At 73.0% G+C, this 24,880-nt stretch carries 21 protein-coding genes and 1 pseudogene; 5 read left to right on the plus strand and 17 right to left on the minus strand.

From position 1 onward, the window contains the following. Positions 1 to 218 precede the first annotated feature (218 nt). Positions 219 to 1,364: a 4-hydroxyphenylpyruvate dioxygenase gene (hppD, locus tag IH00_RS0122425; protein ID WP_031076346.1), complete on the minus strand. Its 1,146-nt coding sequence runs from the start codon at positions 1,362 to 1,364 to the stop codon at positions 219 to 221. A gap of 122 nt (positions 1,365 to 1,486) precedes the next feature. On the opposite strand from hppD, the gene IH00_RS0122430 reads away from it, so the two are divergent. The 4 genes from IH00_RS0122430 to IH00_RS0122445 all read left to right on the plus strand — a co-directional run bounded on the left by IH00_RS0122430 (position 1,487) and on the right by IH00_RS0122445 (position 4,274). After that, on the plus strand, positions 1,487 to 1,954 hold the full coding sequence (locus tag IH00_RS0122430) for an Lrp/AsnC family transcriptional regulator (RefSeq protein ID WP_031076348.1): 468 nt from the start codon (positions 1,487 to 1,489) through the stop codon (positions 1,952 to 1,954). 96 nt (positions 1,955 to 2,050) lie between these two features. Next, positions 2,051 to 2,647 carry an ArsR/SmtB family transcription factor gene (locus IH00_RS0122435; RefSeq protein ID WP_031076349.1) on the plus strand — a complete coding sequence of 199 codons (597 nt, stop codon included), beginning with the start codon at positions 2,051 to 2,053 and terminating at the stop codon, positions 2,645 to 2,647. 137 nt (positions 2,648 to 2,784) lie between these two features. Next, a complete protein-coding gene (locus IH00_RS0122440; protein WP_031076351.1) occupies positions 2,785 to 2,976 on the plus strand; it encodes a hypothetical protein in 192 nt (63 codons plus the stop codon). Continuing rightward, positions 2,973 to 4,274, plus strand: a complete 1,302-nt coding sequence (locus IH00_RS0122445) for an MFS transporter (RefSeq protein WP_031076354.1) — start codon at positions 2,973 to 2,975, stop codon at positions 4,272 to 4,274. Before IH00_RS0122440 ends, IH00_RS0122445 begins: the two co-directional genes overlap by 4 nt. Here IH00_RS0122445 and IH00_RS0122450 read toward each other — a convergent pair. The 14 genes and pseudogenes from IH00_RS0122450 to IH00_RS0122515 form a co-directional block, all read right to left on the minus strand. Continuing rightward, positions 4,213 to 5,007 (minus strand): S16 family serine protease, encoded by a 795-nt coding sequence (locus tag IH00_RS0122450; RefSeq protein ID WP_031076356.1) that lies wholly within the window; start codon positions 5,005 to 5,007, stop codon positions 4,213 to 4,215. The genes IH00_RS0122445 and IH00_RS0122450 overlap by 62 nt on opposite strands. Before the next feature lie 96 nt (positions 5,008 to 5,103). Then, a complete protein-coding gene (locus IH00_RS0122455) occupies positions 5,104 to 5,745 on the minus strand; it encodes an IclR family transcriptional regulator (protein ID WP_031076359.1) in 642 nt (213 codons plus the stop codon). Positions 5,746 to 6,074: 329 nt separating this feature from the next. Next, entirely contained in the window at positions 6,075 to 7,862 is a 1,788-nt protein-coding gene (locus IH00_RS0122460; protein WP_031076361.1) for a DEAD/DEAH box helicase, read from the minus strand. A 142-nt stretch (positions 7,863 to 8,004) separates the two neighbouring features. Further along, on the minus strand, positions 8,005 to 9,465 hold the full coding sequence (locus tag IH00_RS0122465; RefSeq protein ID WP_031076363.1) for an MFS transporter: 1,461 nt from the start codon (positions 9,463 to 9,465) through the stop codon (positions 8,005 to 8,007). A gap of 327 nt (positions 9,466 to 9,792) precedes the next feature. Next, a pseudogene (locus IH00_RS0122470) lies at positions 9,793 to 10,047 on the minus strand (phosphotransferase); the annotation flags it as partial. Then, the gene (locus tag IH00_RS0122475) at positions 10,044 to 12,353 is read right to left on the minus strand and encodes a xanthine dehydrogenase family protein molybdopterin-binding subunit (RefSeq protein ID WP_031076366.1); all 2,310 of its coding nucleotides are present in this window, start codon (positions 12,351 to 12,353) and stop codon (positions 10,044 to 10,046) included. The pseudogene IH00_RS0122470 and the gene IH00_RS0122475, both read right to left, overlap by 4 nt. After that, on the minus strand, positions 12,350 to 13,636 hold the full coding sequence (locus IH00_RS0122480; protein WP_031076369.1) for a (2Fe-2S)-binding protein: 1,287 nt from the start codon (positions 13,634 to 13,636) through the stop codon (positions 12,350 to 12,352). The genes IH00_RS0122475 and IH00_RS0122480 overlap by 4 nt, the downstream gene beginning before the upstream one ends. Beyond that, positions 13,633 to 14,508: an FAD binding domain-containing protein gene (locus tag IH00_RS0122485; RefSeq protein WP_031076371.1), complete on the minus strand. Its 876-nt coding sequence runs from the start codon at positions 14,506 to 14,508 to the stop codon at positions 13,633 to 13,635. Before IH00_RS0122485 ends, IH00_RS0122480 begins: the two co-directional genes overlap by 4 nt. A gap of 307 nt (positions 14,509 to 14,815) precedes the next feature. Then, on the minus strand, positions 14,816 to 16,471 hold the full coding sequence (locus tag IH00_RS0122490) for a beta-N-acetylhexosaminidase (protein WP_031076372.1): 1,656 nt from the start codon (positions 16,469 to 16,471) through the stop codon (positions 14,816 to 14,818). A 4-nt stretch (positions 16,472 to 16,475) separates the two neighbouring features. After that, positions 16,476 to 17,315 (minus strand): carbohydrate ABC transporter permease, encoded by an 840-nt coding sequence (locus IH00_RS0122495; RefSeq protein WP_031076374.1) that lies wholly within the window; start codon positions 17,313 to 17,315, stop codon positions 16,476 to 16,478. Further along, complete coding sequence (locus IH00_RS0122500) at positions 17,312 to 18,298, minus strand: carbohydrate ABC transporter permease (protein ID WP_031076376.1); 987 nt, start codon at positions 18,296 to 18,298, stop codon at positions 17,312 to 17,314. Before IH00_RS0122500 ends, IH00_RS0122495 begins: the two co-directional genes overlap by 4 nt. A 41-nt stretch (positions 18,299 to 18,339) precedes the next feature. Next, a complete protein-coding gene (locus IH00_RS0122505; RefSeq protein ID WP_031076378.1) occupies positions 18,340 to 19,641 on the minus strand; it encodes an extracellular solute-binding protein in 1,302 nt (433 codons plus the stop codon). 272 nt (positions 19,642 to 19,913) lie between these two features. Further along, the gene (locus IH00_RS0122510; RefSeq protein WP_063835429.1) at positions 19,914 to 20,201 is read right to left on the minus strand and encodes a DUF3039 domain-containing protein; all 288 of its coding nucleotides are present in this window, start codon (positions 20,199 to 20,201) and stop codon (positions 19,914 to 19,916) included. A gap of 40 nt (positions 20,202 to 20,241) precedes the next feature. Further along, positions 20,242 to 20,802, minus strand: a complete 561-nt coding sequence (locus IH00_RS0122515) for a YqgE/AlgH family protein (RefSeq protein WP_031076382.1) — start codon at positions 20,800 to 20,802, stop codon at positions 20,242 to 20,244. 289 nt (positions 20,803 to 21,091) lie between these two features. Here IH00_RS0122515 and murA point away from each other — a divergent pair, with 289 nt between their 5' ends. Continuing rightward, on the plus strand, positions 21,092 to 22,432 hold the full coding sequence (gene murA, locus IH00_RS0122520) for a UDP-N-acetylglucosamine 1-carboxyvinyltransferase (protein WP_031076384.1): 1,341 nt from the start codon (positions 21,092 to 21,094) through the stop codon (positions 22,430 to 22,432). A 180-nt stretch (positions 22,433 to 22,612) separates the two neighbouring features. Here the strand turns inward: murA and IH00_RS0122525 are convergent, their stop codons facing one another. Together IH00_RS0122525 and IH00_RS0122530 are read right to left on the minus strand one after the other, a co-directional pair. Further along, a complete protein-coding gene (locus tag IH00_RS0122525; RefSeq protein ID WP_023588435.1) occupies positions 22,613 to 22,894 on the minus strand; it encodes an HU family DNA-binding protein in 282 nt (93 codons plus the stop codon). Positions 22,895 to 23,207: 313 nt separating this feature from the next. Then, the gene (locus tag IH00_RS0122530; protein ID WP_031076386.1) at positions 23,208 to 24,641 is read right to left on the minus strand and encodes an NAD-dependent malic enzyme; all 1,434 of its coding nucleotides are present in this window, start codon (positions 24,639 to 24,641) and stop codon (positions 23,208 to 23,210) included. Positions 24,642 to 24,880 lie beyond the last annotated feature (239 nt).

Raw genomic sequence — 24,880 nt, forward strand, 5'->3', positions numbered from 1 at the left:
TCTCCCCGAGGGGGACGCCCGGCCCCCCGTCCCGGGCGTCCACCTTCCCCGTGGGGGGGTCCTGCGGGGGCCTGCGGGGCGCTGGGCCGCGGCCGGGCGGCGGGCTCGTGATCGGTCGGGGTCGCCCCGCACGGCCGCGCCCCGGGGCCGGGCGGCGGGTACGGGCGCGGAACGCCGGCCCGCCGCCGGACGGCCCCGGGGCGCGGGAGCCCGAGGGGTCAGAGGTTGCCTCGCTTGGCCTGCTCGCGCTCGATCGCCTCGAAGAGCGCCTTGAAGTTGCCCTTGCCGAAGCCCATCGACCCGTGCCGCTCGATGAGTTCGAAGAACACCGTCGGGCGGTCCTGGACCGGCTTGGTGAAGATCTGCAGCAGGTAGCCGTCCTCGTCGCGGTCCGCGAGGATCTTCAGCTCGCGGAGGGTCTCGATCGGGACGCGCGTGTCCCCGACCCACTCGCCGAGCGTGTCGTAGTACGAGTCCGGCGTGTCGAGGAACTGGACACCGGCCGCGCGCATGGTGCGGACGGTGGCGACGATGTCGTTCGTGGCGAGCGCGATGTGCTGGACGCCCGCGCCGCCGTAGAACTCCAGGTACTCGTCGATCTGCGACTTCTTCTTCGCGATCGCCGGCTCGTTGATCGGGAACTTGACCTTGAGCGTGCCGTCCGCGACGACCTTGGACATGAGCGCGGAGTACTCGGTGGCGATGTCGTCGCCCACGAACTCCTTCATGTTGGTGAAGCCCATGACCTTGTTGTAGAAGGCCACCCACTCGTTCATCCGGCCGAGCTCGACGTTGCCGACGCAGTGGTCGATCGCCTGGAAGGTGCGCTTGGCGGGCGGCTCGACGATCGGGTTCGCGGCGACGAAGCCGGGCAGGTAAGGGCCGTCGTAACCGGAGCGCTCGACGAGGGTGTGGCGCGTCTTGCCGTACGTGGCGATCGCGGCGAGGACGACCGTGCCGTGCTCGTCCTTGACCTCGTAGGGCTCCTCGATGCCGGTCGCGCCGTGCTCGACGGCGTACGCGTACGCCTTGCGCGCGTCGGGCACCTCGATGGCGAGGTCGATGACGCCGTCGCCGTGCTCGGCGACGTGCTCGGCGAGGAAGCGGCCCCGGTCGGTGGACGGCTTGATGACGGACGTCAGCACGAAGCGGGCGGCGCCGTTCGTCAGGACGTAGCTGGCGGTCTCGCGGCTGCCGTTCTCCGGTCCGGAGTAGGCGACGAGCTTCATGCCGAAGGCCGTGGAGTAGTAGTGCGCGGCCTGCTTGGCGTTGCCGACGGCGAAGACGACCGCGTCCATTCCCTTCACCGGGAAGGGGTCGGCCTGCCGGGCGGTGTCGGGGGTGTGGGAGATGGTCTCAGTCATGGCGGCAGGCTCTCTCCGTTCCGCAAGGTGCGCAATAGTTCGCACCAGGGCTGGGCAATGTGTGCAGTGGATGGGCACTATGGCCGGGCGTTCTGTACAGGATGACCACCCCGGAGGCTCACGTGGCGATCGATCATCTGGACGGCCGTCTCATCGCACTGCTGGCACGGGAGCCGCGTATAGGGGTTCTTGAGGCGTCACGCCGGCTGGGCGTGGCGCGCGGCACGGTGCAGGCGAGGCTGGACCGGCTCCAGTCGAACGGGGTCATCCGGGGCTTCGGGCCGGAGGTGGATCCGGCGGCCCTGGGATATCCGGTGACCGCCTTCGCGACGCTGGAGATCAAGCAGGGGCAGGGCGCGGACGTGCGGGAGCACCTCGCGGGGGTGCCCGAGGTGCTGGAGCTGCACACGACGACGGGGCACGGGGACATGCTGTGCCGGCTGGTGGCGCGCTCGAACGCGGATCTGCAGCGGGTGATCGACCGGGTCGTCGGGTTCGAGGGCATCGTCCGGGCGTCCACGGCGATCGTCATGGAGAACCCCGTGCCGCTGCGGATCATCCCGCTGGTGGAGCAGGCCGCCGGGGAGTGATCCGGCCGGGGGCGGACACCCTCCGGCAGGAAGATGCCAAGGAGTGATTGCAAAGAACTACTTGCAACTGGTTCTTTGCAACTCTACGCTGATGCCATGTCAGAGCCCGAGAAGACCGAGCCCGGCGGGCCCCGCATCCCGATCCGGCAGCTCGACCCCCGCTCCCTGCGCGGTCTGGCCCACCCCCTGCGGATCCGGCTGCTCGCCGCACTGCGCCACCACGGCCCCGCCACCGCCTCCCAACTGGCCGACCGCCTCGGCGAGTCGAGCGGCGCCACCAGCTACCACCTGCGCCAGCTCGCCTCCCACGGCTTCGTCGAGGACGCCCCGGAGCGCGGCAAGGGGCGCGAGCGCTGGTGGCGGGCGGTCCACCAGGGAACGTCCTGGGACCCCTCGCTCTTCGAGGACGAGGACCCCGGCACGCGCGGCGCGGTCAATGTGTTCCTGCACGAGATCGCGACCCTGCACGCCCAGGAGCTGAACACCTGGATCGGCACCATGCGCGACTGGCCCGGCGAGTGGGCCAGCAGCGCCGACCTGAGCGACTTCACCCTGCGCCTGAGCGCCCGGCAGCTGCGCGAGCTCGACGAGAAGGTGCACGCCGTCATCAACGGCTACCGCGACGTCGAACCGGACGAGGACGCCACGAAGGTGCGCCTCCACCTGCACGCGTTCCCGCAGCGGAGCGACTGACGGACCCACCGACCGACCCGTCGGCCCGTCGGACGACGGACGACGGACGACGGACGACGGACGACGGACGACGGACCAACGACACACAGAACCACGAACCACGAACCACGGACAGAACCACGAAAGGACCTTCCGGTATGCACCCCGACATCCATCGGCAGCTCCACGCCCTGCGCGCGGCCGAGTTACACCGCGCCGCCCGCCCGCGCCGCCGCCCCGTCCCACCCCGGCGGCGCCGCCCCGCCGTACGCGTCCGCGTGGGCTGGGTCCTCGTGGAGCTGGGACTGCGCCTGGTCCGGACGCGGGGTCCGGCCGCGCGCACCGCATGACCGCGCGGCGCGGCGGACGTGTGCCGCTGGCCGCCGTGCTGGCGGCCAACGCGATATCGATCAGCGGCAACGCGCTGACCCTCATCGGCGTCCCGTGGTTCGCGCTCCAGACGACGGGCAGCGCCGGCAAGGCCGGGCTGGTGGCGTTCTGCGCGACGCTGCCCGTCGTCGTCTCGGCGCTCGCCGGCGGGCCGGTCATCGACCGGGCCGGCCGCCGCCGGGTCAGCATCGCGTCGGACCTGGTGTGCGCCCTGGCCCTGGCCGCGATCCCGTTGCTGCACCGGGCCGGGCGGCTGGACTTCTGGGTGCTGTGCCTGCTGATGGCCGTCACCGGGCTGTTCCACGCGCCCGGCGAGACGGCGCGGCACGTCCTCGTGCCGGACCTCGCCGAACGCGCCGGTACGACGCTGACCCGGGCCGCGAGCCTCTTCGACGCGGTGTCGCGGGGCGCCCGTATGACGGGGGCCGCGCTCGCGGGCGTCCTCATCGCGGTCATGGGGGCGGAGACGGTCCTGCTGCTGGACGCCGCGACCTTCGGGGTGTCGGCGTTGCTGATCCTGGCGGGCGTACGCGGCGTCGCGGCCGCGGAGCCGCAGAAGCCGGCCGCCGCCGTGTCCTTCGCCGGCTACCGGGCCCAGTTGCGCGAGGGGTACGCCTTCGTGCTGCGCACCCGGCTGCTGCTGGCGGTGGTGCTGCTGGTGATGCTCACCAACGGGCTGAACCAGGGCTGGAGCGCGGTGCTGCTGCCGGTGCACGCGCAGCGGCACCTCGGCGGCGCGGGCGCCATCGGACTGATCACCGCCGTCTTCGGCGGCTGCGCCCTGCTCGGCGCCCTGCTGTACGCGGCGGTCGGGCACCGCTTCCGCCGGCTCCCGGTGTTCACGGTCGCGTTCCTGCTCGGTGGGGCGCCGCGGTACGTCGTCGCGGCGCTGGCGGACGGCGTGTGGCCGCTGGCGGTGGCGGCGGGGGTCGGCGGGCTGGCCGTCGGGACGCTCAACCCGATCCTCACCACGGTGCTGTACGAGCGCGTCCCCGACGCACTGCGCAGCCGTGTCTCCGGCGTGACCACGGCCGGGGTGCTGCTGGCGGCCCCGCTGTGCGGGGTGGTCACCGGCTACCTCGTGGAAGGCGCCGGACTGGTGGCCGCCCTCCTCGGGATCGGCGCCCTGTACTTCCTGGTGACACTCAGCCCGGCGCTCTTCCCGTCCTGGCGGCAGATGGACCGGCCACCGCCGCTCAGCAGCTCGGGACCTTCGTCCCCTGCTCCAGCGCCCTCAGGGACGACACCGCGTCCTTGAGCGTGGTGACGGGGATGAGCCGCATGCCGTCGGGCAGTTCGGAGACCGCCTGCGCGCACTCGTCCTTCGGTACGAGGAAGACGGTGGCGCCGTCGCGCCCGGCGGCCTGCGTCTTGAGGGACACCCCGCCGACGGCGCCGACCGTGCCGTCCGGGCTGATCGTGCCCGTACCGGCGATGTTCCGCCCGCCGGTGAGGTCGCCGCCCGCGCCGTCGCCGTCGAGCTTGTTCACGATGCCCAGGGCGAAGAGCAGCCCGGCGCTGGGCCCGCCGATGTCGGCGAGGCGCAGGGTCACCTTGACGTCCTTCGGGCTCCTGCCGAGGTAGCCGAGGGCGGCGCGGGTGGCGTCCTGCTGCGACTCCTCCATCTGCGCGATGTTGCGCTTCTCGATCTCCCTGTCGGACTGGCCGGGCGGGTAGACGGCGTCGTGCGGCAGGACCGCCCGGTCCGTACGGAACCAGCCGTCGACGACGTCCGCGAGGTCGACGTCCGTGCGGGGCCCGGTCGCGACGATGGTCGTCATGCGCAGCTGGCCCTCCGTCCTGCGGACGGGGGCGCCGGAGATGGTGATCACCTCCTGCCCCTGGTGCTTGCCCAGCACGTCGGAGGTCGAGCCGGGCTGCGCCAGCGTGAACGGCAGCGGCGCGAGCGCGGCCACCCCGAGCAGCGCGAGCACGGGCAGCCCGGAGAGCAGCAGCGCGTGGGTCCGGTTACGCAGGAGACTGGAGAGCAGCACGGTGCCAATCTAGCGGCCGCGCCCCCGCCCGCCGCGCGTCGCCCGGCCCCTCGCGTCCGGCCCCTCGCGGCCGGGCCCTCGCTTCGGGGTGCCTCAGCGCAGGGCGTCCGCGACCTCGCGCGCAGCGTCGACCACGCGCGGGCCGACGCGCTCGGGGACGGCGTCCGCGAGCATCACCACCCCGACGCTGCCCTCGATCCCGGTGACGCCCACCAGCGGAGCCGCCGCACCGCTCGCGCCCGCCTCCAGCTCGCCGTGCGTCAGCGTGTACCCGGGGTCGCCCAGGGCGCCCTGCCGGGCGGCGAGGATCGCGCGGCCGGCGGCGCCCCGGTCCAGGGGGTGGCGGAACCCCGCCCGGTAGGCCACGTGGTAGTCGGTCCAGGTCGGTTCGACGACCGCGACGGCGAGCGCCTCGGCCCCGTCGACCAGCGTCAGGTGGGCGGTGGCGCCGATGTCCTCGGCCAGCGACCGCAGGGCGGGCAGCGCGGCCTCGCGCACCAGCGGGTGGACCTGGCGGCCCAGCCGCAGCACGCCGAGGCCGACGCGGGCCCGGCCGCCGAGGTCCCGGCGTACGAGCGCATGCTGTTCGAGGGTGGCGAGCAGACGGTAGACGACGGTGCGGTTGACGCCGAGTTTGTTGGACAACTCGGTGACGGTCAGCCCGTGGTCGGTGTCGGCGAGCAGTTTGAGGACGCGCAGTCCCCGGTCGAGCGTCTGGGAGGTCTCCGCGGTCACGACGCCCTCTCCTTCGGAGTGAGTGGCGGCGGACACTCTCGTCGTCGGTTGCGGCACCGGTCCCTTCGGCGACGCACGACAGAGGCCGCCGGCAGGCCATGGCGCACCGGCTGCGCTCCGCGGCGGCGCTGCCACGGGGCGTTTCATTGCGATTGCCGGGGACAGTAGCGAGCGACTCCGCTCAGCGGAAGACCTCGTCCAGAATCCGGGCGCAAGCGGTTGCCGCCCGGGGGTTTCCTCCCGGTATGGCCCGGGGCGCCCGCGGCCGCGCCGGCCCGGGCTTCGCGCCGGTGTCCGCCGGCGCGACCATGCCGCACCGCTGACCGGGGTCAGCGCATGCGGGTGGCCCACTCCTGCACCTTTTTGATCCTTTCGCGGATCTGACCCGCCGTGGCCTCCGCGCTCGGCGGACCGCCGCACACCCGCCGCAGCTCGGTGTGGATCACGCCGTGCGGCTTGCCGCTCTGGTGGACGTACGCGCTCACCATCGTGTTCAGCTGCTTGCGCAGCTCCAGCAGCTCCTTGTGCGAAACGACCGGACGCCGCTCGGCCGGGAGCTCCAGCAGGTCGGCCTCCTCGGCCGGCTTCTGCCTGCTGTGCGCGATCTGCCGCGCCTGCCGCTTGCGCAGCAGCAGCTGCACCTGGTCGGGCTCAAGCAGTCCGGGGATGCCGAGGTAGTCCTGCTCCTCCTCGCTGCCCGGGTGGGCCTGCATGCCGAACTCGGCGCCGTCGTACAGCACCCGGTCGAAGACCGCGTCGGACTCCAGCGCCTCGAAGGGCAGCATGTCCTGCTCGCCGGTGTCCTCGTCCTGCTGCTTGTTGGCCTCGTCCATCTCCTTCTCGGACTCGGCGTAGGGGTCCTCGTCGGCCCCGTCCTTCTTCGGCTTGTCGAGGGCGTGGTCGCGCTCGACCTCCATCTCGTTGGCGAACGTCAGCAGGGTCGGGATCGTCGGGAGGAACACCGACGCGGTCTCGCCGCGCCTGCGGGAACGTACGAAACGGCCCACGGCCTGCGCGAAGAACAGCGGGGTCGAGATCGTCGTCGCGTACACGCCGACGGCGAGACGCGGCACGTCGACGCCTTCCGACACCATCCGGACGGCGACCATCCACCGGTCGTCACCCTCGCTGAACTCGTCGATCCGCTTCGACGCGCCCGCGTCGTCGGACAGGACGACGGTCGCCTTCGTCCCGGTGATCTCCCGGATGAGCTTGGCGTAGGCGCGCGCCGAGTCCTGGTCGGAGGCGATGACCAGCCCGCCCGCGTCGGGGATGCCCTTGCGCACCTCGGTGAGCCGCTGGTCGGCGGCGCGCAGCACGTTCGGCATCCAGTCGCCGCGCGGGTCGAGCGCCGTGCGCCAGGCCTGTGAGATCGCGTCCTTGGTCATGGGCTCGCCGAGCTTCGCCGCGACCTCGTCGCCCGCCTTGGTGCGCCAGCGCATGTTGCCGCTGTAGCTGAGGAAGATCACGGGCCGGACGACGCCGTCACCGAGGGCGTTGCCGTAGCCGTACGTGTAGTCGGCGGACGACCTGCGGATGCCGTCGTTGCCTTCCTCGTACGTGACGAACGGAATGGGGTTGGTGTCGGACCGGAACGGCGTGCCGGTGAGCGCGAGGCGCCGCGTGGCCGGCTCGAAGGCCTCCAGGCACGCCTCGCCCCACGACTTGGAGTCGCCGGCGTGGTGGATCTCGTCCAGGATCACCAGCGTCTTGCGCTGCTCGCTGCGGTTGCGGTGGAGCATCGGGCGCACGCCGACGCCGGCGTAGGTGACCGCGACCCCGTGGTACTCCTTGCTGAGCGGCCCGGCGCTGTAGTCGGGGTCCAGCTTGATGCCTATGCGCGCCGCCGCGGCCGCCCACTGCTTCTTCAGGTGCTCGGTCGGCGCGACCACGGTGACCTGCTGCACGACGTGGTGGTGCAGCAGCCAGGACGCGAGCGTGAGCGCGAAGGTGGTCTTGCCCGCGCCGGGCGTCGCGACCGCGAGGAAGTCGCGCGGCTGCTCCTGGATGTACTTCTCCATCGCTGCCTGCTGCCAGGCGCGCAGCTTGTTGGCGGTGCCCCAGGGGGCGCGGCCGGGGAAGGCGGGTGAGAGGTGATGGGAGGCGGTAGTAGTCACGGTCTCCGCTTCGGGCCTCGGTTACGGCGTTACGTACGACAACCGGGCCACCCTACCGGGGGCCCCGGTCCCCTCCCGGCCGTACGCGGCCGTGACCGCGCGGACTGCGATGCGGCTCACACCGCCCGGGCCGGCACCCCGGTCAGCGGTCCCGCGCCGCCCCCAGCCGCGTCGCCACCCAGGCCCCCGCCAGCGCCACCACGGCCACCGGCAGGAACACCGCGGCGAAGGCCGCGGGGTGCGAGCCCGCGGCTCCGGACGCCGCGGTGTGCCCGGCGACGGAGCCGCCGCCCAGCGCTGCGAAGGCGGCCCCGCCCGCGGCGAGGAGCAGCACGTTGGCCAGGCCGTCGGAGATCTGCAGGGCCGCCGAGTTGGCGCCCGCCTCCTCCGGCGCCGACAGCTTCAGCAGCAGCACGCTCGTCGAGGCGAGGACCATGCCCATGCCGAAGCAGCCGACGCCCCACGCCACGCCCACGATCCACACCGGCACGGAGGGGATCAGCACGCTCGGCACGGTCGCGATGGCCGCCGCGACCAGCAGCATGCCGAGGACGACCAGCCGCTCGCGGTAGGGCTCCACGCGCGGCCGCGCCTGGACGAACGAGCCCAGCGCCCAGGCCGCGCCGCCCACCGCCAGGGAGAGACCGGCCATGGTGGGGCTCAGGCCCCGCTCGCTGACCAGCATCAGCGGCACGAACGACTCCGCCGTGATGAACGACCCGGCCGCCACGCCGCGCAGCAGCACCACCGACGGCAGGCCCCGCGCCGCCCGGTAGGTGCCGCGCGGCAGCAGCCCGCGCACGGCGGGCGCCACGAGCGCCGCCCCCGCCACCGCCGGGAGCACCGACAGCCACCAGGCGTCCTGGACGGACACGGCCTGCCCCGCGTACTGCAGCAGCCCCGCCCCGAGCGATATCGCCAGCGCCAGCCGGATGCGGCGCCCGTCGAACGGCACCGCGGGCGCCGCGGGGTCCGCCGGGCCGGACGCCCGGCGCCGTATCGCGGGCAGCGCGAGCGCCAGCGGCAGCACGACGAGCACGGGGATGCCGACGAAGACCCAGCGCCAGCCCAGCCGTTCGGTGACCGTGCCCGCCACCAGCGGTCCCACCACGGACGGCACGATCCAGCCCGCGGCGAACGCGGCCATGATCGCCGGTCGCAGGTGTTCCGCGTAGGCGCGGCTGACGACGACGTACAGCGCCACGATGACGAGGCCGCCGCCGAGGCCCTGGACCGCGCGGCCGGCGATGAACAGCCACATGGCCCCGGCCGTTCCGGAGAGCAGCAGCCCGGCCGCGAAGGCGGAGATGCCGGCGGCGAGCGGGGCGAGCGGGCCGGCGCGATCGGACCACTGGCCGGACAGGACCATGGCGAAGAGGCTGGTGGTGAAGTACGCGGAGAACCCGAACGCGTACAGCGGGATCCCGTCCAGCTCGCGCGCGGCCACCGGCATCGCCGTCCCGACGGCGGTCGCCTCGAAGGCGATCAGCAGGACGACGGAGACGATGCCGGTACTGAGCGCGCGGTGGTCCCGGTCGAGGACACCGCCGGCCTTCGCGGGGTCGGCGGTGGGTGTCCGGGCACTGCTCTCCAAGGCGGTCATGCCCCTCACAGTAAGGGCCAACCGGTGCTTTGACCCCTGTCCTGGGGCGGGTGGGCCCTGGTCCCTTGGTCCTACGACCCGCACGGTGGACGCGGCATGGCAGTCGTGTCGCGACCTTCCCGGCGGCCTTCCCGGCGGCCTTCCGGCCCGGACCGCGCGGCCTGCCGTCGTTCACGCGGCGCCGCACCGGACCGTGTGCCCGAGTGGCCGGGGCCCGGATTGCGCCGTGTCCACAGCGGGCTCCGCCCGCGGGCGGTGACGCGGGTTCCATTCACGCCACCGTCTGCGTCGGGGGCGACTGAGGGCCCCTCAGATCCTGGCCAGGTCGGTGAAGCCGTCGGCGGCATGGGTGTCGGCGGCCGCCGCCGGCCGATGACGCAGAAGCAGTTGGGCGAGGGCCTCGTCACCGGGCTCGGGCAGCATCTCCGCGCGCCCCGGCACGATCATGCGGCGGAAGGCGTCACCGCGTACGGGGTCGGCGCGCGGCAGCCGCTCGGCCGGTGCCTGGGCGACGGCGGACTTGCCGGCCGCCAACACACCGGTGAGGAGGACGACGGCCGGACCGAGGCGTCCGTCGCTCAGACCGTCGGTACGGCCACCGCCGCCTGGGGGCGGATCGGGAGGCGGTTGACGGGGCGGCCGGTGGCGGCGCGGACCGCCGAGGCGACCGCCGCCGGGGAGGTGACCACCGGGACCGCGCTCGCGGCCTTGGCGCCGAAGGGTGCCACGACGTCGCGCTCCTCGACGAGCTTCACGATGCGGATGTCCGGGGCGTCGAGGGACGTCGGGAGGGCATAGCCGGTGAGGTCGGGATGGCGGACCAGACCGCGGGCCGTGCGGAGGTTCTCGGTGAGGGCCGCGCCGATGCCCTGGGTGACGCCCGCTTCGATGCGGGTGGTGAGCTGGGCCGGGTTCAGGATCCGGCCGACGTCCTGGGCGACCGCCATGTCGACCACGCGGATCGAGCCGAGCTCGATGTCGACGTCCACGACCGCGCGGATCGCGCAGAACGCGAGGCCGACGAAGGCGTCGCCCTGGCCGGCCTCGTCGAGGGGCTCGGTGGGGTGCGGCCGGCACTGGGCGGTGGCCCACAGCTCCTTGCCGTCCAGCGCCTCCATGACGGTGGTGGACAGCACGCCGTCGTACGAGGTGATCTTGCCGTCGGCGATCTGCAGCAGCTCGGTGGACATGCCGAACTTGTGGGCCAGCGGCTGGAGCAGCTGGGTGCGGACCATCTTGGCGGCGCGTTCGACCGCACCGCCCGAGACCCAGGTGTGGCGGCCGTGGGTGGCGGGCCCGGCGGGCGGCTGGTCGGTGTCGACCGAGGCGACGTGCACCTCGTCGATGCCCAGGGTCTCCTGGACGATCTGCCGGGCGAGGGTGGAGAACCCCTGGCCGGTCTCGACGGCCGCGCAGATGACGGTGGCGACGCCGTCCTGGACCTTGACCGTGGCCGTGGAGACCTCGTCCGTGCCCTCGGCGCCGAGCATGTGGACCATGCCGACCGCGTAGCCGACGCCCCGCCGCACCGCGCCGGGCTCGCCCGCGCCCTCCGGACCGCCGGGCAGCAGCCAGTCGTCCTCCGGGGAGTCCTTCGGCAGCGGCGGGAGGGGGGCCTCGCGGACCGCGCGGAGCAGTTCGGCGACCGGAGCCGGGCAGGTGACCGTCTGGCCGGTGGGCAGGATGTCCCCGGTCGCCAGCACGTTGCGCAGCCGCAGCTCCGCCGGGTCCATGCCCAGGCGCGCGGCCAGCTTGTCCATCTGGGCCTCGTACGCGGCGCAGACCTGCATCGCGCCCTCGCCGCGCACATGGCCGGAGGGCGGGTTGTTGGTGCGGACGGCCCAGCCCTCGACGAAGGCGTGCGGCACGACGTACGGGCCGCAGGCGAAGGCGACCGCCGCGGCGAGCGACTCCGGCGACGCCTCGGCGTACGCGCCCGCGTCGAGGAGGATCTGCGCCTCGACCTTGACCAGGCGCCCCTCGGCGTCGGCGTGGTGGCGGTAGCGCAACAGGGTGGGGTGGCGGTGGGCGTGGCCGAGGAAGGACTCCTCGCGGGTGGCGGCCAGCTTGACCGGGCAGCCGGTGCGCAGGGCGAGCAGGCCCAGCGGGATCTGGAAGCCGGGGTCCTCGCGGTCGCCCATGGCGCCGGGCACGCCGGTGACGACGACCTTCACCTGATCGGGGCTCAGGCCGAAGCAGGCGGCGGCGAGGTCCCGGTCGGTGTGCGGGTCGGTGGAGGCGGTGTAGATCTCCACGCCGCCGTCCGGACGCGGCACCGCGAGTCCGGCCTCGGCACCGATCGGCGCGGGGTCCTGGCGGCCGATGCGGTAGAGGCCCTCGACGATCACCTCGCCCGTCGCCTCGGGGTCGCCGTAGCGCAGCGGGATGTGCCGGATCAGATTGCCGTCGGGGTGGAGGGGCGGGGCCGCGAAGGCCTTCTCCGGGTCGGTGACGGGGTCGAGGACCTCGTACTCGACGGCGATGGCCGCGGCCGCCAGCCGGGCCGTGTCGGGGTGGTCGGCGGCGACCGCGGCGATGGCCTCCCCGTGGTGGCGGACGAGGTCGGCGGCGAAGACGGGACGGTCGGCGACGCCGCGGCCGTACGTGGCGTTGCCGGGCACGTCGGCGTGGGTCACCACGGCACGCACGCCCGGCATCTCCACCGCGGCGCTCGTGTCGATCGAGACCACGCGCGCGTGGGCGTGCGGGGAGCGCAGCACGGCCGCCCACAGCAGGCCCTCGGCCCACAGGTCCGACGCGTACGGGAAGGTGCCCTCGGCCTTGGCGCGGGCGTCGGCGGACGGGAGCGACGCGCCGATCCCGTGGGCCGGGAGCTCCTGCTGGGGGCCGTCGACCGCCGGGATGGCGGTGGCCGCGTCGTTGCTCACGCCGTGCCTCCGTCGTGCGGGTGGTGAACCTGGTGCGGGATGCGGGCCTCTTCGGCCGCCTCGGCCGCCGCGGCGGCGCTCGCGGCGCGCTCGGCGGCCACTTCGCGTACGGCGTCGACGACGCCCCGGTAGCCGGTGCAGCGGCAGAGGTTTCCGCAGAGCGCCTGGCGGGTCTCCAGCTCGGTGGGGGCGTGGTTGCCCTCGAGGAGGTCGTGGACGGTCATGGCCATGCCGGGGATGCAGAAGCCGCACTGGACGGCTCCGCAGGCGGCCAGGGCCCGCTGGACATCGGAGGGTTCGCCGTCCACGGCGAGTCCTTCGACCGTACGGACCTCGCTGCCGGCCGCGGTGGCCGCGGGCACGAGGCAGGAGGCCACGAGGCGGCCGTCGACCTGCACGTTGCAGGCGCCGCACTCGCCCTGGGAGCAGCCGTCCTTGGCGCCGGCGAGGCCGAGGCGCTCCCGCAGCACGTAGAGCAGGGATTCGCCGATCCACGCCTCGGTGACGGGGCGGTCGACGCCGTTGACGCGCAGGACGTACGAGATGTGGGGGTGCTCGTCGCTGCCGGTGGCGTGCGCGGGGGCCGCGGCGTCCGGCGCGGGTGCTTCGTGTGCCGGGGCGGGCTCCGGTTCCGGCGACGGGTCGTGGGCGGCGCCGGGCTCTTCCGCCCGGGCCTCCTGCGGAGCCGCCGCGGCGTGGTCCGCCGGGCCTTCGCCGGGCTGCTCGGGGGCCGGGTGCGCGGGAGCCGCGTGGTGCTCGGGGGCCGGGTGCTCCGGGGAGGCGGCGGGTTCCTGCGTCTCCGGCTCCGGCTCCGGCTGCGGGGCGGGCTCGGGCTCCGGGGCGGGCGTCGCCCAGGGGGCGGGAGCGCCGCCCGGGAGCGTCGCCGGCGGGTTGCCACCGGTCCACCGGGAGGCGAGCCCCGAGGTCGTAAACTCGCCCGACTCGTCCGGAAGATCACCCCGGGCCACCGGGATGGTCCACTGGCCGGTCAGCTCGGAGGGAGCCTGCTCCGGCTGCGGGGCCGCCGCCTCCGGGTAGGTCCACGGTGCGGTCGCGTTCGGGTCGTGCGCCGCCCACGCCTCGGCGGGCACGTAACCGTGCCCGGGTGCGGCGAGCGGGGCTCCGTCCGGCGACAAGTCCGCGGGCAGCTGCACGAAGGCGGTGGCGTCGCCGTCGTACTCGCCCTGCGGGGTCGGCTGCCAGCCGCCCTGCCCGTGCCCGTACTCCTGCCCGTACTGCTCGTACTCCTGCTCGCGGCCGTTCGCGTTCTCGTCCGTGGTCACGACAGCGCCCTCCCCAGTGCTCGTCGGGCCAGCGCGGCGACCGTGCGCCGCAGGTGCAGTACGGCGGGCGGCAGCTGCTCCTCGCCCTGCGGGTCCGGGATGCAGGCCGCCGCGACGTACTCCCCGAACGCGGTGAGCGCCTCCGGCGCCAGCCCGCGGTCGCCGTCCCAGTCGATCAGCGACGCGATCCAGCGCTCGGCCTCCAGCGGCCGCAGCGGCATCGGGGCGATGGCGCCCACCGCGCAGCGCACACCGCGCCGCGCGGGATCCAGGACCAGGGCGACGGACGCCGTGGCGCGGCCCGGCCCGGTGCGGCCGGTGGCCTTGAGGAACACCTGCGGGGCGTGCAGCAGCGGTACGCGGACGAAGCCGACCAGCTCGCCCGGCGCGAGCAGTTCACGGCCGGCCAGCAAGTACGAGACCGGGATCTCGCGCGTGCCGCCCGGTCCCGCGACCACCAGCTCGGCCTCCAGGGCGGCGAGCACGGGCAGGGAGTCACCGGTGGGCGCGGCGCTGACGATGTTGCCGCCGAGCGTGCCGGCGTTGCGGATCTGCGGCGGTCCGGCGGCGCGGGCGGCCGCGGCGAGCGCCGGGATGAGCGCCGCGAAGTCGGGGCGCCCCATGCGCGCGTGGGTCAGTCCGGCGCCGAGGAGGGCGTGGCCGTCCTGGTACTGCCAGCCGCGGATCTCGTTGACGCGGCCGAGTCCGACGAGGCCGGCCGGACGCAGCTGCCCCCGGTTGACGGCGGACATCAGATCGGTGCCGCCGGCGACGGGCACGGCGGCGGGCATGGCCGTGAGCGCCGCCACGGCCGCGTCGAGCGTGGCCGGCAGCGTCACGGACTGCGCCGCCTGCGGTGCGTGCGTGGTCAACCCAGCTGCCCCTTCCCGGTGTCCCCGGTCGTCCCGGCTGTCCCGCCTGTGTGGCCGTACCGTACGTGCTCACAGCCCCGACTTGGCAACTCTGGCACATCTTCCGGGCCGCTCGACGCGAGGGTCCACGAAGGGCGCATCCGTCCCGGACATCCCGTGACCTGCGAGATGCACCGGTTTGCCGCACCGGCGGTGGCTGGTGCTGATTGCCACTTCCCGGCGACCTTGTACGACTTATCCGGCGGATCCTCCGCGGTGCGGGCCCGGACGGGTGGCGGGGCGTGGGGAGTGCGCCCCGGGGGCGGTCTCACACGTTCGGGGGCGGCCCTTCGACCGGGCGCCCGATGACGCCGGGGCGCCGCTGCCACGGCAGGGGGCCGCCGGGCGGGCGGTAGTCGACGCCGAGCGCGTCGAGACGCGCGTAGTGGGCGGCCATCCGGCGCTCGAAGTCCGCGAAGTCCCGCTCGGCAGGGGAGGGCAGCCCGCGGGACCAGGCGACCTCGGCGAAGGCGGCGAGGCGCGGGAAGACCTGGTAGTCGACGCGGGAGCGGCTGTCCATGACCTCGGTCCAGGCGTTGGCCTGCGTGCCGATGACGTGGGCGGCGGCCTCCGGGGAGAGCTGCGGCGGCACGGGCTCGAAGCGGTAGACGTCCTCCAGGGTGCGGACGAACCCGATGGGCACCGGCTCGTCGTCACCCGGGGCCTGGCGGTGGTCGAGGTAGACGTGCTGCTCGGGGCACATGACGACGTCGTGCCCGGCCTCGGCGGCGGCGATCCCGCCGGCGTAGCCGCGCCAGGACGACACCGCGGCTCCCGGGGCCAGGCCGCCCTCCAGGATCTCGTCCCAGCCGATCAGCCGCCGGCCGCGCTCCGCCAGCCAGCGGTCGAAGTGCCGGACGAACCACGACTGGAGCTCGTCCTCGTCCGCCAGGCCCAGTTCCGCGATGCGCGCCTGCGCGGCCGGGGACGCCTTCCACTGGTCCTTGGGGCACTCGTCGCCGCCGAGGTGGACGAAGGGCGACGGGAAGAGGTCGAGGACCTCCTCCAGCACGCCCTCGAAGAAGCGCAGGGTGGTGTCGGTGGGGGCGAGCACGTTCGGGTTGACGCCCCAGGTGTCCCAGACGCCGAGGGCGGCCGTGTCGATGACGTCGGTGTTGCCGAGGTGGGGGTACGCGGCGATGGCGGCCTGCGCGTGGCCGGGGATGTCGATCTCCGGTACGACGCGGACGTGGCGTTCGGCGGCGTACGCGACGATCTCGCGGATGTCGGTGTGCGTGTAGGAGCCGCCGTGCGGGGTGTCGTTCCACAGCGGGGAGGCACGGTGCCCGTGCTTGGTGCGGGCCCGCCAGGCGCCGACCCCGGTGAGCCGGGGGTGGCGTTCGATCTCGATGCGCCAGCCCTGGTCGTCGGTGAGGTGCAGGTGCAGGACGTTCAGCTTGTGGGCGGCGAGGAGGTCGACGTAGCGCAGGACGTCGTCCTTGGGGAGGAAGTGGCGCGCGACGTCGAGCAGGAGACCGCGCCAGGGGAACCGGGGACCGTCCTCGACGGTCACGCACGGCAGGTCCCAGTCACGGCCGGGCGGCCCGACGGGTGCCTTGCGGTACGCGTCGGGCCCGAGCAGCTGACGGAGCGTCTGGGCACCCCAGAAGACCCCCGCGGCGCCACCGCCCTCGATGACCACGGCGACGTCCTCGACCGAGCCGTCGGTGGACAGCCGGTAGCCCTCCGGGCCGTACTCCCGCTCGACGTCCGCGCTGATCCGCAGCCGGATCGCGCGCGGGCCGCCGCCGGGCGCCAGCGGGAGGCCGGTGGCGGCGCCGAGCGAGGCGCGCAGCAGGCGGGCGACGCCCTCGGTCCCGGGGCGGGCGTCCAGGGCGGTGTCCTCGCCGAGGGAGAGCCGGCCCGGGGAGTCCGCCCGGCACCTGGTGCGGCGGGGCGCCGGGATGAGATCGCTCGCGTCCATTCCGTCAGTCCTTCACCGCGCCGCCGAGCCCGGACACCAGGCGGCGCTGTACGAGTACGAAGAAGACCAGGACCGGGATGGTCATGACGGTCGACGCGGCCATGATGCCGCCCCAGTCGTTCTCGTCCGGCTTGAAGAAGACGAGCAGCGCCATGGGGAGGGTCGACCGCGAGGTGTCGCTGATGATGAACGACTTCGCGAACAGGAAGTCGTTCCAGGTGGAGATGAAGGAGAAGACGCTCGTCGCGACGAGGCCGGGCAGGACGAGCGGGAAGAGGATCTGCCACAGGAAGCGGGTCCTGCTCGCGCCGTCGATGTACGCGGCCTCCTCCAGCGCCTCGGGCACGGCCTTGACGAAGCCGCGCAGCATCCAGATGGCGAACGGGAGGGAGAACGCGATGTGCGGCAGGATCAGCGCGCCGAGGGTGTTGAGCTGGCCGAGGTCCCGCATCAGGAAGAACAGCGGGATGGTCAGCGCCTCGATGGGCACCATCTGCGCGATGAGGAACATCACCAGCAGGGTCGTACGGAAGCGGAACCGGAAGCGGGTCACGGCCGTGGCGGCGAGGAAGGCGATGAGGGCGGACGCGACGACGACGGCGCTCGCGACGGTCAGGCTGTTGAGGAAGTAGCGGCCGAAGTCCTGCTGTTCGAAGACCCGGCGGAAGGAGTCGAGGGACGGGGACAGCGTCCAGGGGCGGGGGTCCGTCGACTGGATCTCGCCCGCCGGTTTCAGGGCGGACAGGACCATCCAGTACAGGGGGAAGGCGACGGCGGCCGCGATCAGGAGGGCGGCGGCCTCGGCGGCGAGGCGGCCGGGCTTGCGTATCCGCGACAGGCTCACAGGTGTTCTCCCTGGCGTCGCAGGAGGCGGAGGTGGACCAGTGCGACCGCGAGCAGGATCAGCAGCATGACGACGCCGATCGCCGAGCCCAGGCTGTACTGGGAGGACGCGAAGGCCTTCTGGTAGGCGTAGACGTTGAGGACGAGGTTCTGGCCGGCGATGCCGCCGCCGCCCGTCATCACGTAGATCTGGGTGAAGACCTTGAAGTCCCAGATCACCGACTGGATGGTGACCACGGCCAGGACGGGCCGCAGCAGGGGTGCGGTGACCGAGCGCCAGATCCGCCACTGGGAGGCGCCGTCGAGGGCGGCGGCCTCCAGGACCTCGGAGGGGACGGCCTTGATGCCCGCGTAGACGGTCACCATCACGAAGGGGAACGAGCACCACACGACTTCGAACAGGACGAGCGCGAAGGCGCTGCAGCGGCCGTACGTCCACGAGAAGTCGCCGAGTCCGAGGACCCTGTTGACGGGGCCGAAGTCCGGGTCGAAGAGGAAGACCCAGACGGTGGACCCGGTGACGGCGGGCGTGGCCCAGGCGCCGAGGGCGGCGAGCAGGAGCGCGAGGCGCGGCAGGGCGCGGATCCGGGTGAGCAGGACGGCGAGGGCGCAGCCGACGGCGAGGGTGGCGGCGACACAGGCGGCGGCGAACACCACGGTGGCGAGGAGGACCTGCCGGAACTGCTCGTCGCGCAGGAGGGCCGTGTAGTTGCCGAACCCCTTGAAGGAGGTCGGCTCCCCGCCGCTGACCTGGGCCTGGGTGTACTCCAGGAACGAGATGAGCCCGAGCTGGTGGATGGGGTACACGAGGAGCCCGCCGAGCACGGCGAGTGCGGGCGCGAGGTAGAGCCAGGGGGTCCAGCCGCCGCTCCCCCGCCCGGTCGCCCGCCGGGTCCGGGGCGGCCGGGGCGCGGCGGGCCGGGCCGGTGCCGTTGCGGGCCGGGCCGGATCCGTCGCCGTACGGGTCGCCTTCCCGGGCTCCACCGCGGTGACCGCGCGGTCCGTCGTCCGGTCGGTCACGGGGATCAACCCGCCGACGTGAAGGCCGCGTTCATCTTCTCCGCCGCGTCACCGGAGGCGGCCGTCACGTCCTTCCGGCCGCTCACGATCTCCTGGAACATCGTCGGCAGGACGAGCGAGGCGTCGATGCGGCCCCACGCGGGCGAGGCCGGGACGAACTTCGTGCCGGCCGCGAGGGTGTCGATGAAGGGCCTGACGAACGGCTGCTGCTGCGCGGCCCGCGCCCGTACGTCGGTGTACGTGGGCAGGGAGCCCATGGCGTCGAAGAGCTTGCTCTGCGTCTCCTTGCCCGCCAGGGACTTCATCAGGTCCACCGCCAGGGTGCGGTGCGAACTGCTCCTGAGCACGCCCAGGTTGTTCCCGCCCGCGAAGGCCGGCGCCACCGAGCCGGGCCGTACGCCCGGCAGTGGGACGACCGCGTAGGCGCCCTTCACCTTCCCCGCCTCGACCGCCGCGTGGCTGAAGTCGCCGCCGATCGCCATCGCCGCCTTGCCGGAGGCGAACGCGGTGACCGTCGCGTTGCCGCCCATCGAGGCGCACTTCGCGGCGGGGCAGTTGTCGTCGCCGAACAGCGAGGTGTAGGCCGCGATGCCCTTGCGCGCCGCCGCCGAGTCGATGGCCGAGGTGTACGCACCGCCCTTCTCCACCGCCAGTTCACCGCCGTGCGCCCACACGAAGGGCATCGCCCCGTACGTGTACGCACCGCCGACGGCGATCCCGTACAGCTGCGGCTTCGCCTTCCGGATCTTCTTCGCGGTGGCGATCAGCTCGTCCTGGCTCCTGGGGACGGCGAGCCCGAGTTCCCCGAACACGTCGGTGCGGTAGTACAGGGCGCGTACGCCGACGAAGAGCGGCGCCCCGTACACCTTGCCGTCCACCGTGACGGAGGCCCGCGCGGTGGGGTCGGTGTCGCGGGTGTCGGCCCAGGCGGTGAACTCGGCGGTGACGTCGGCGAGTCCGCCGTCCTTCACGTATCCGGCGGTGTCCGTGTTGCCGTACTCGATGAGGTCCGGGGCGCTCGCCGGGTCGTTGAAGGCGGCCTTGATCCGCTGGGCGCGGCTCTCCACGGGGATGTACTCGACCTCGACGTCCGTCCCCGGGTGCCGCCGCTCGAAGGCGGTCACGGCGGCGTCGACGACCCGCTCCTTCGGCGTGTTGCCGACCTCCTGGAAGAGCCAGACGCGCAGGGTGCCGCTCGTGTCGTCCCGGCCGGCGGAGGTGTCGGAGGTCTGCGGGGCGCAGGCGGCCGATAGCAGCAGGGCCGCGGCGGCGACCAGTAAGGACGACGTTCGGGCACGAAGCTTCATGGCGGGTCCCCTCCGAGACGAACAGCCCGCGCGTTGCACCATATGCAACGCGCGTTTCGCGCTGCACAACACGCAGGAGGGTAAGCGCGCCCCGACGGCCCCCACAAGAGGTCTCGACCACTCAGCGATCAGCGGGCCCGGGAACCGGCGGATCCGCGGGCGGGAACGACGAAGGCCCCCGGGAGTACGCGCACGTCACGTGCACGCACCCCGGGGGCCCCGGTCCCGGCCGGCGGGCAGGCGGCCTCTCGGGCCGCCCGGCCCGGAAGCCGTTACTTCTTGTCCTTGCCGCCCTTGTCCTTGTCGCCGCCCGCGCCCATGGACTCGTAGATCTCCTTGCACATGGGGCAGACCGGGTACTTCTTCGGGTCGCGGCCCGGCACCCAGACCTTCCCGCACAGTGCCACCACGGGAGTGCCGTCGAGGGCGCTCGCCATGATCTTGTCCTTCTGGACGTAATGGGCGAAGCGCTCGTGGTCGCCGTCGCCGTGCGACACCTGTGGCGTCGGCTCTACGAGGGTCCCCGTACCTGCCCCGCGCTCGGGCTCAAGAGTGCTCATGAGCTCCAAGGGTACCCCGCGCGCACAGCGACCGAAGGCGTCAGTTGAGCGACGGGTCGTCCGGGTATGTCGCGATCATCGCCAGCTCGCTGCGCTGCCGGCGCAGCACGTCGCGCCACAGGTTCTCGGGGCGCGGCGCGGACACGTCGCCCGGTTCCGAGTCGACCACGAACCACGCCCCGCCCGCCAGCTCGTCCTCCAGCTGACCGGGGCCCCAGCCCGCGTACCCGGCGAAGATCCGCAGCGAGCCGAGCGCCGCGGCCAGCAGCTCCGGCGGGGTTTCCAGGTCCACCAGCCCGATCGCGCCGTACACCCTGCGCCACCCCAGCGGGCCCTCGTCCCCGGGGATCACCGCGAGCCCGAGCGCCGCGTCCAGCGCGACGGGGCCGCCCTGGAAGACGACGCCCGGGTCCCCGGCGAGCGGGGCCCAGCCCTCCAGGATGTCGCCGACGCCGACGGGCGTGGGGCGGTTCAGGACCACGCCGAGCGACCCCTCGTCGTCGTGGTCGAGCAGCAGCACCACCGCGCGGTCGAAGTTCGGGTCCGCCAGCGCGGGGGTGGCCACGAGCAGCCGTCCTGTGAGCGAGGACACCTCGGTCATGCCTGACATGATCCCGCATCCCGGGCCGTCGCGGGGGGTCGAGCGGGTGTCCGGAACGCGCCGGGCGAAGACGCAGCTCATCCCGGACCCGTCGGGAACCCTGACCGAAAGCGGACGGTGACCCTCCGCAAGGGGGCGAAAACAGAGGGTGTTGTGCCGAATTCATTACATCTGACTGAGCCCCTCGGCCTACCGGTACACGGCCTGAAGCCCCTTACCCTTTTCCCTGGCCCCTGCCCGACCTCTCCCCTGGCTCCATCGGGGGGAGCCCCACCGGAACGCGAGATTCATGACCGGCACAGACGATGTACTGCTTGTCCACGGCGGAACCCCGCTGGAGGGCGAGATCCGCGTCCGCGGCGCGAAGAACCTCGTGCCCAAGGCGATGGTCGCCGCCCTGCTCGGCAGCGAGCCGAGCCGGCTGCGCAACGTGCCCGACATCCGTGACGTCCGGGTCGTGCGCGGGCTGCTGCAGCTGCACGGCGTGACCGTCCGCCCGGGCGACGAGCCGGGCGAACTCGTCCTGGACCCGACGCACGTCGAGTCCGCGAACGTCGCCGACATCGATGCCCACGCGGGTTCGTCGCGCATCCCGATCCTCTTCTGCGGTCCGCTGCTGCACCGCCTCGGCCACGCCTTCATCCCGGGGCTGGGGGGCTGCGACATCGGCGGCCGGCCGATCGACTTCCACTTCGACGTGCTGCGCCAGTTCGGCGCGCGCATCGAGAAGCGCGCGGACGGCCAGTACCTGGAGGCGCCGCAGCGCCTGCGCGGGTGCAAGATCCGCCTGCCGTACCCCTCGGTCGGCTCGACCGAGCAGGTGCTCCTGACGGCCGTGCTCGCGGAGGGCGTGACGGAGCTCTCCAACGCGGCCGTGGAGCCGGAGATCGAGGACCTCATCTGCGTGCTGCAGAAGATGGGCGCGATCATCTCCATGGACACCGACCGCACGATCCGGATCACCGGTGTCGAGCGGCTCGGCGGCTACACCCACCGGGCCCTGCCGGACCGCCTGGAGGCGGCCTCCTGGGCGTCGGCGGCGCTGGCCACGGAGGGCAACATCTACGTGCGCGGCGCGCAGCAGCGCTCGATGATGACCTTCCTCAACACGTACCGGAAGGTGGGCGGCGCCTTCGAGATCGACGACGAGGGCATCCGCTTCTGGCACCCGGGCGGCTCGCTCAACGCGATCGCCCTGGAGACGGACGTGCACCCCGGTTTCCAGACCGACTGGCAGCAGCCGCTGGTGGTGGCCCTGACGCAGGCGGCGGGCCTGTCGATCGTCCACGAGACGGTGTACGAGTCGCGGCTCGGCTTCACCTCCGCGCTGAACCAGATGGGCGCGCACATCCAGCTCTACCGCGAGTGCCTCGGCGGCTCGGACTGCCGCTTCGGCCAGCGCAACTTCCTGCACTCGGCGGTCGTGTCGGGCCCGACGAAGCTCCAGGGCGCGGACCTGGTCATCCCGGACCTGCGCGGCGGCTTCTCGTACCTGATCGCGGCCCTGGCGGCCCAGGGCACGTCCCGTGTCCACGGCATCGACCTGATCAACCGCGGCTACGAGAACTTCATGCAGAAGCTGGTCGAGCTGGGCGCGAAGGTCGAACTCCCCGGCGCAACCGTCGTCTGACGGTTCGTAAGGATCCGCAAACGCCTGACGGCCCCCGCACGGTGTGCGGGGGCCGTCAGGCGTTTGCGGGCGCTGTACGGGCCGTACGCGGGCGAACGGAAGGGCGGCCACCCTGAGACAGGGGGCCGCCCTTCTGTCGCGCCTCGCGCCCAGGAGCGCCCCGAGGGCGCCCAGGGGGGCTTACTTGCCCTTGGCGGCTTCCTTGAGCTTGGAGCCCGCGGAGACCTTCACGCTGTAGCCGGCCGGGATGTTGATCGGCTCACCGGTCTGCGGGTTACGAGCGGTGCGAGCGGCACGGTGGGTGCGCTCGAAGGTCAGGAAGCCGGGGATGGTGACCTTCTCGTCGCCCTTGGCGACGACCTCACCGATGGTCTCGGCGAGCGCGGCCAGCACGGCGTCGGCGTCCTTGCGGGTCACCTCGGCGCGGTCGGCCAGGGCGGCCACCAGCTCACTGCGGTTCATGTTCTTACTCCCGTGTTCTTCTTGCCTGTGAGGCGTGCCACGCGGCGGAGCCGCATGTCGGTCCAGCGAAGCCGATGCTGCCAGGGCCCTTGGACAGTCCCCGGACCCGGGTCTGCTGTCAGACCCTCGCGCCCGAATACGCATCCTGCCCCCACCAGCGGCGCGAAAGCCAATCCGGCACCCTCCGGAGTCACACGAAAAGCGCCACGGGCCCGTCGTGGTGACGTTCGGTCGACCCTGTGGGGACTCCCCGGAGCCGAATCGCCACCCTAAGGGCGGCTTTCCGGCCCGGGGCCGTGCGACGCGCCGGAGGTCAGGCGGACGTGGCTGCCGTCACAGTCGCGCCCGCGGCCCGCGCGGCGTCGCGCACGGCGCCCGCCACCGCACCGGCGACCTTGTCGTTGAAGACCGACGGGACGATGTAGTTGGCGTTCAGCTCGTCCTCCGTGACGACGTCCGCGAGCGCGGTCGCCGCCGCGAGCATCATCCCGGTGTCGACCGTGCGGGACTGGGCGTCGAGCAGGCCGCGGAACACACCCGGGAAGACCAGCACGTTGTTGATCTGGTTGGGGAAGTCGGAGCGGCCGGTGGCCACAACTGCCGCCGTCTGGCGGGCGATTGCCGGGTCGACCTCCGGGTCGGGGTTCGCGAGCGCGAACACGATGGCGTCGTCCGCCATGGCCGCGACGTCGTCCCCGTTCAGCACGTTCGGGGCGGAGACGCCGATGAAGACGTCGGCACCGGCCACCGCCTGCTTCAGGGTGCCGGTGACACCCTCGGGGTTGGTGTTGTCGGCGATCCAGCGCAGCGCCGAGTCCTTGTCCGCGGAGACGAGGTCCTCGCGGCCGGCGTGCACGACGCCGTGGATGTCGGCGACGACGGCGTGCTTGACGCCCGCCGCGATGAGCAGTTTGAGGATGGCCGTACCGGCGGCGCCGGCGCCCGACATGACGACGCGCACGTCGCCGATCCCCTTGCCGACGACCCGAAGTGCGTTGGTGAGGGCGGCCAGTACGACGATGGCGGTGCCGTGCTGGTCGTCGTGGAAGACCGGGATGTCCAGGGCCTCGCGCAGCCGCGCCTCGATCTCGAAGCAGCGGGGCGCCGAGATGTCCTCGAGGTTGATGCCGGCGAAGCCGGGGGCGATGGCCTTGACGATCTCGACGATCGCGTCGGAGTCCTGGGTGTCCAGGCAGATCGGCCAGGCGTCGATGCCGGCGAACCGCTTGAAGAGGGCCGCCTTGCCCTCCATGACGGGGAGCGCGGCCTTGGGGCCGATGTTGCCCAGTCCGAGGACCGCGGAACCGTCCGTCACGACCGCGACGGAGTTGCGCTTGATGGTGAGGCGGCGGGCGTCCTCGGGGTTCTCGGCGATGGCCATGCACACGCGGGCCACACCCGGGGTGTAGACCATGGAGAGGTCGTCACGGTTGCGGATGGGATGCTTGCTCGCCATCTCGATCTTGCCGCCGAGGTGCATCAGGAACGTACGGTCGGAGACCTTGCCGAGCACGACGCCCTCGATGCCGCGCAGCTTGCCGACGATCTCGTCGGCGTGCGCGGTGGACGTGGCGGCGATGGTCACGTCGATCCGCAGCTTCTCGTGGCCGGATGCGGTCACGTCGAGGCCGGTGACGGAGCCGCCGGAGGACTCCACGGCCGTGGTGAGCTGGGAGACCGCGGTTCCGCTCGCGGGCACCTCCAGCCGGACCGTCATCGAGTACGAGACGCTGGGCGCCGTTGCCATGGCCGAGTTCCTCTTTCCCTAGCTTCGTTGCTGCGCCGCCCCGGCGGGTGGGCCGGGCGGAGCCCTCCGATGGTCGCACCTACCTGTGAGTAACAGGTAATAGCGGTCATTTAGTTTTCGGAAAACAACTTCCACCATACGAGAACCAGGATCTTGGCGGAAGTCCTGCGCCCCCGCGATCCCCGAGGGCGCAAACGACAGCAGGTCCGCGCCATCGACCGATGACGCGGACCTGCTGC

The organism is Streptomyces sp. NRRL S-118, from assembly GCF_000716335.1.
In the GTDB taxonomy this organism is placed as follows: domain Bacteria; phylum Actinomycetota; class Actinomycetes; order Streptomycetales; family Streptomycetaceae; genus Streptomyces.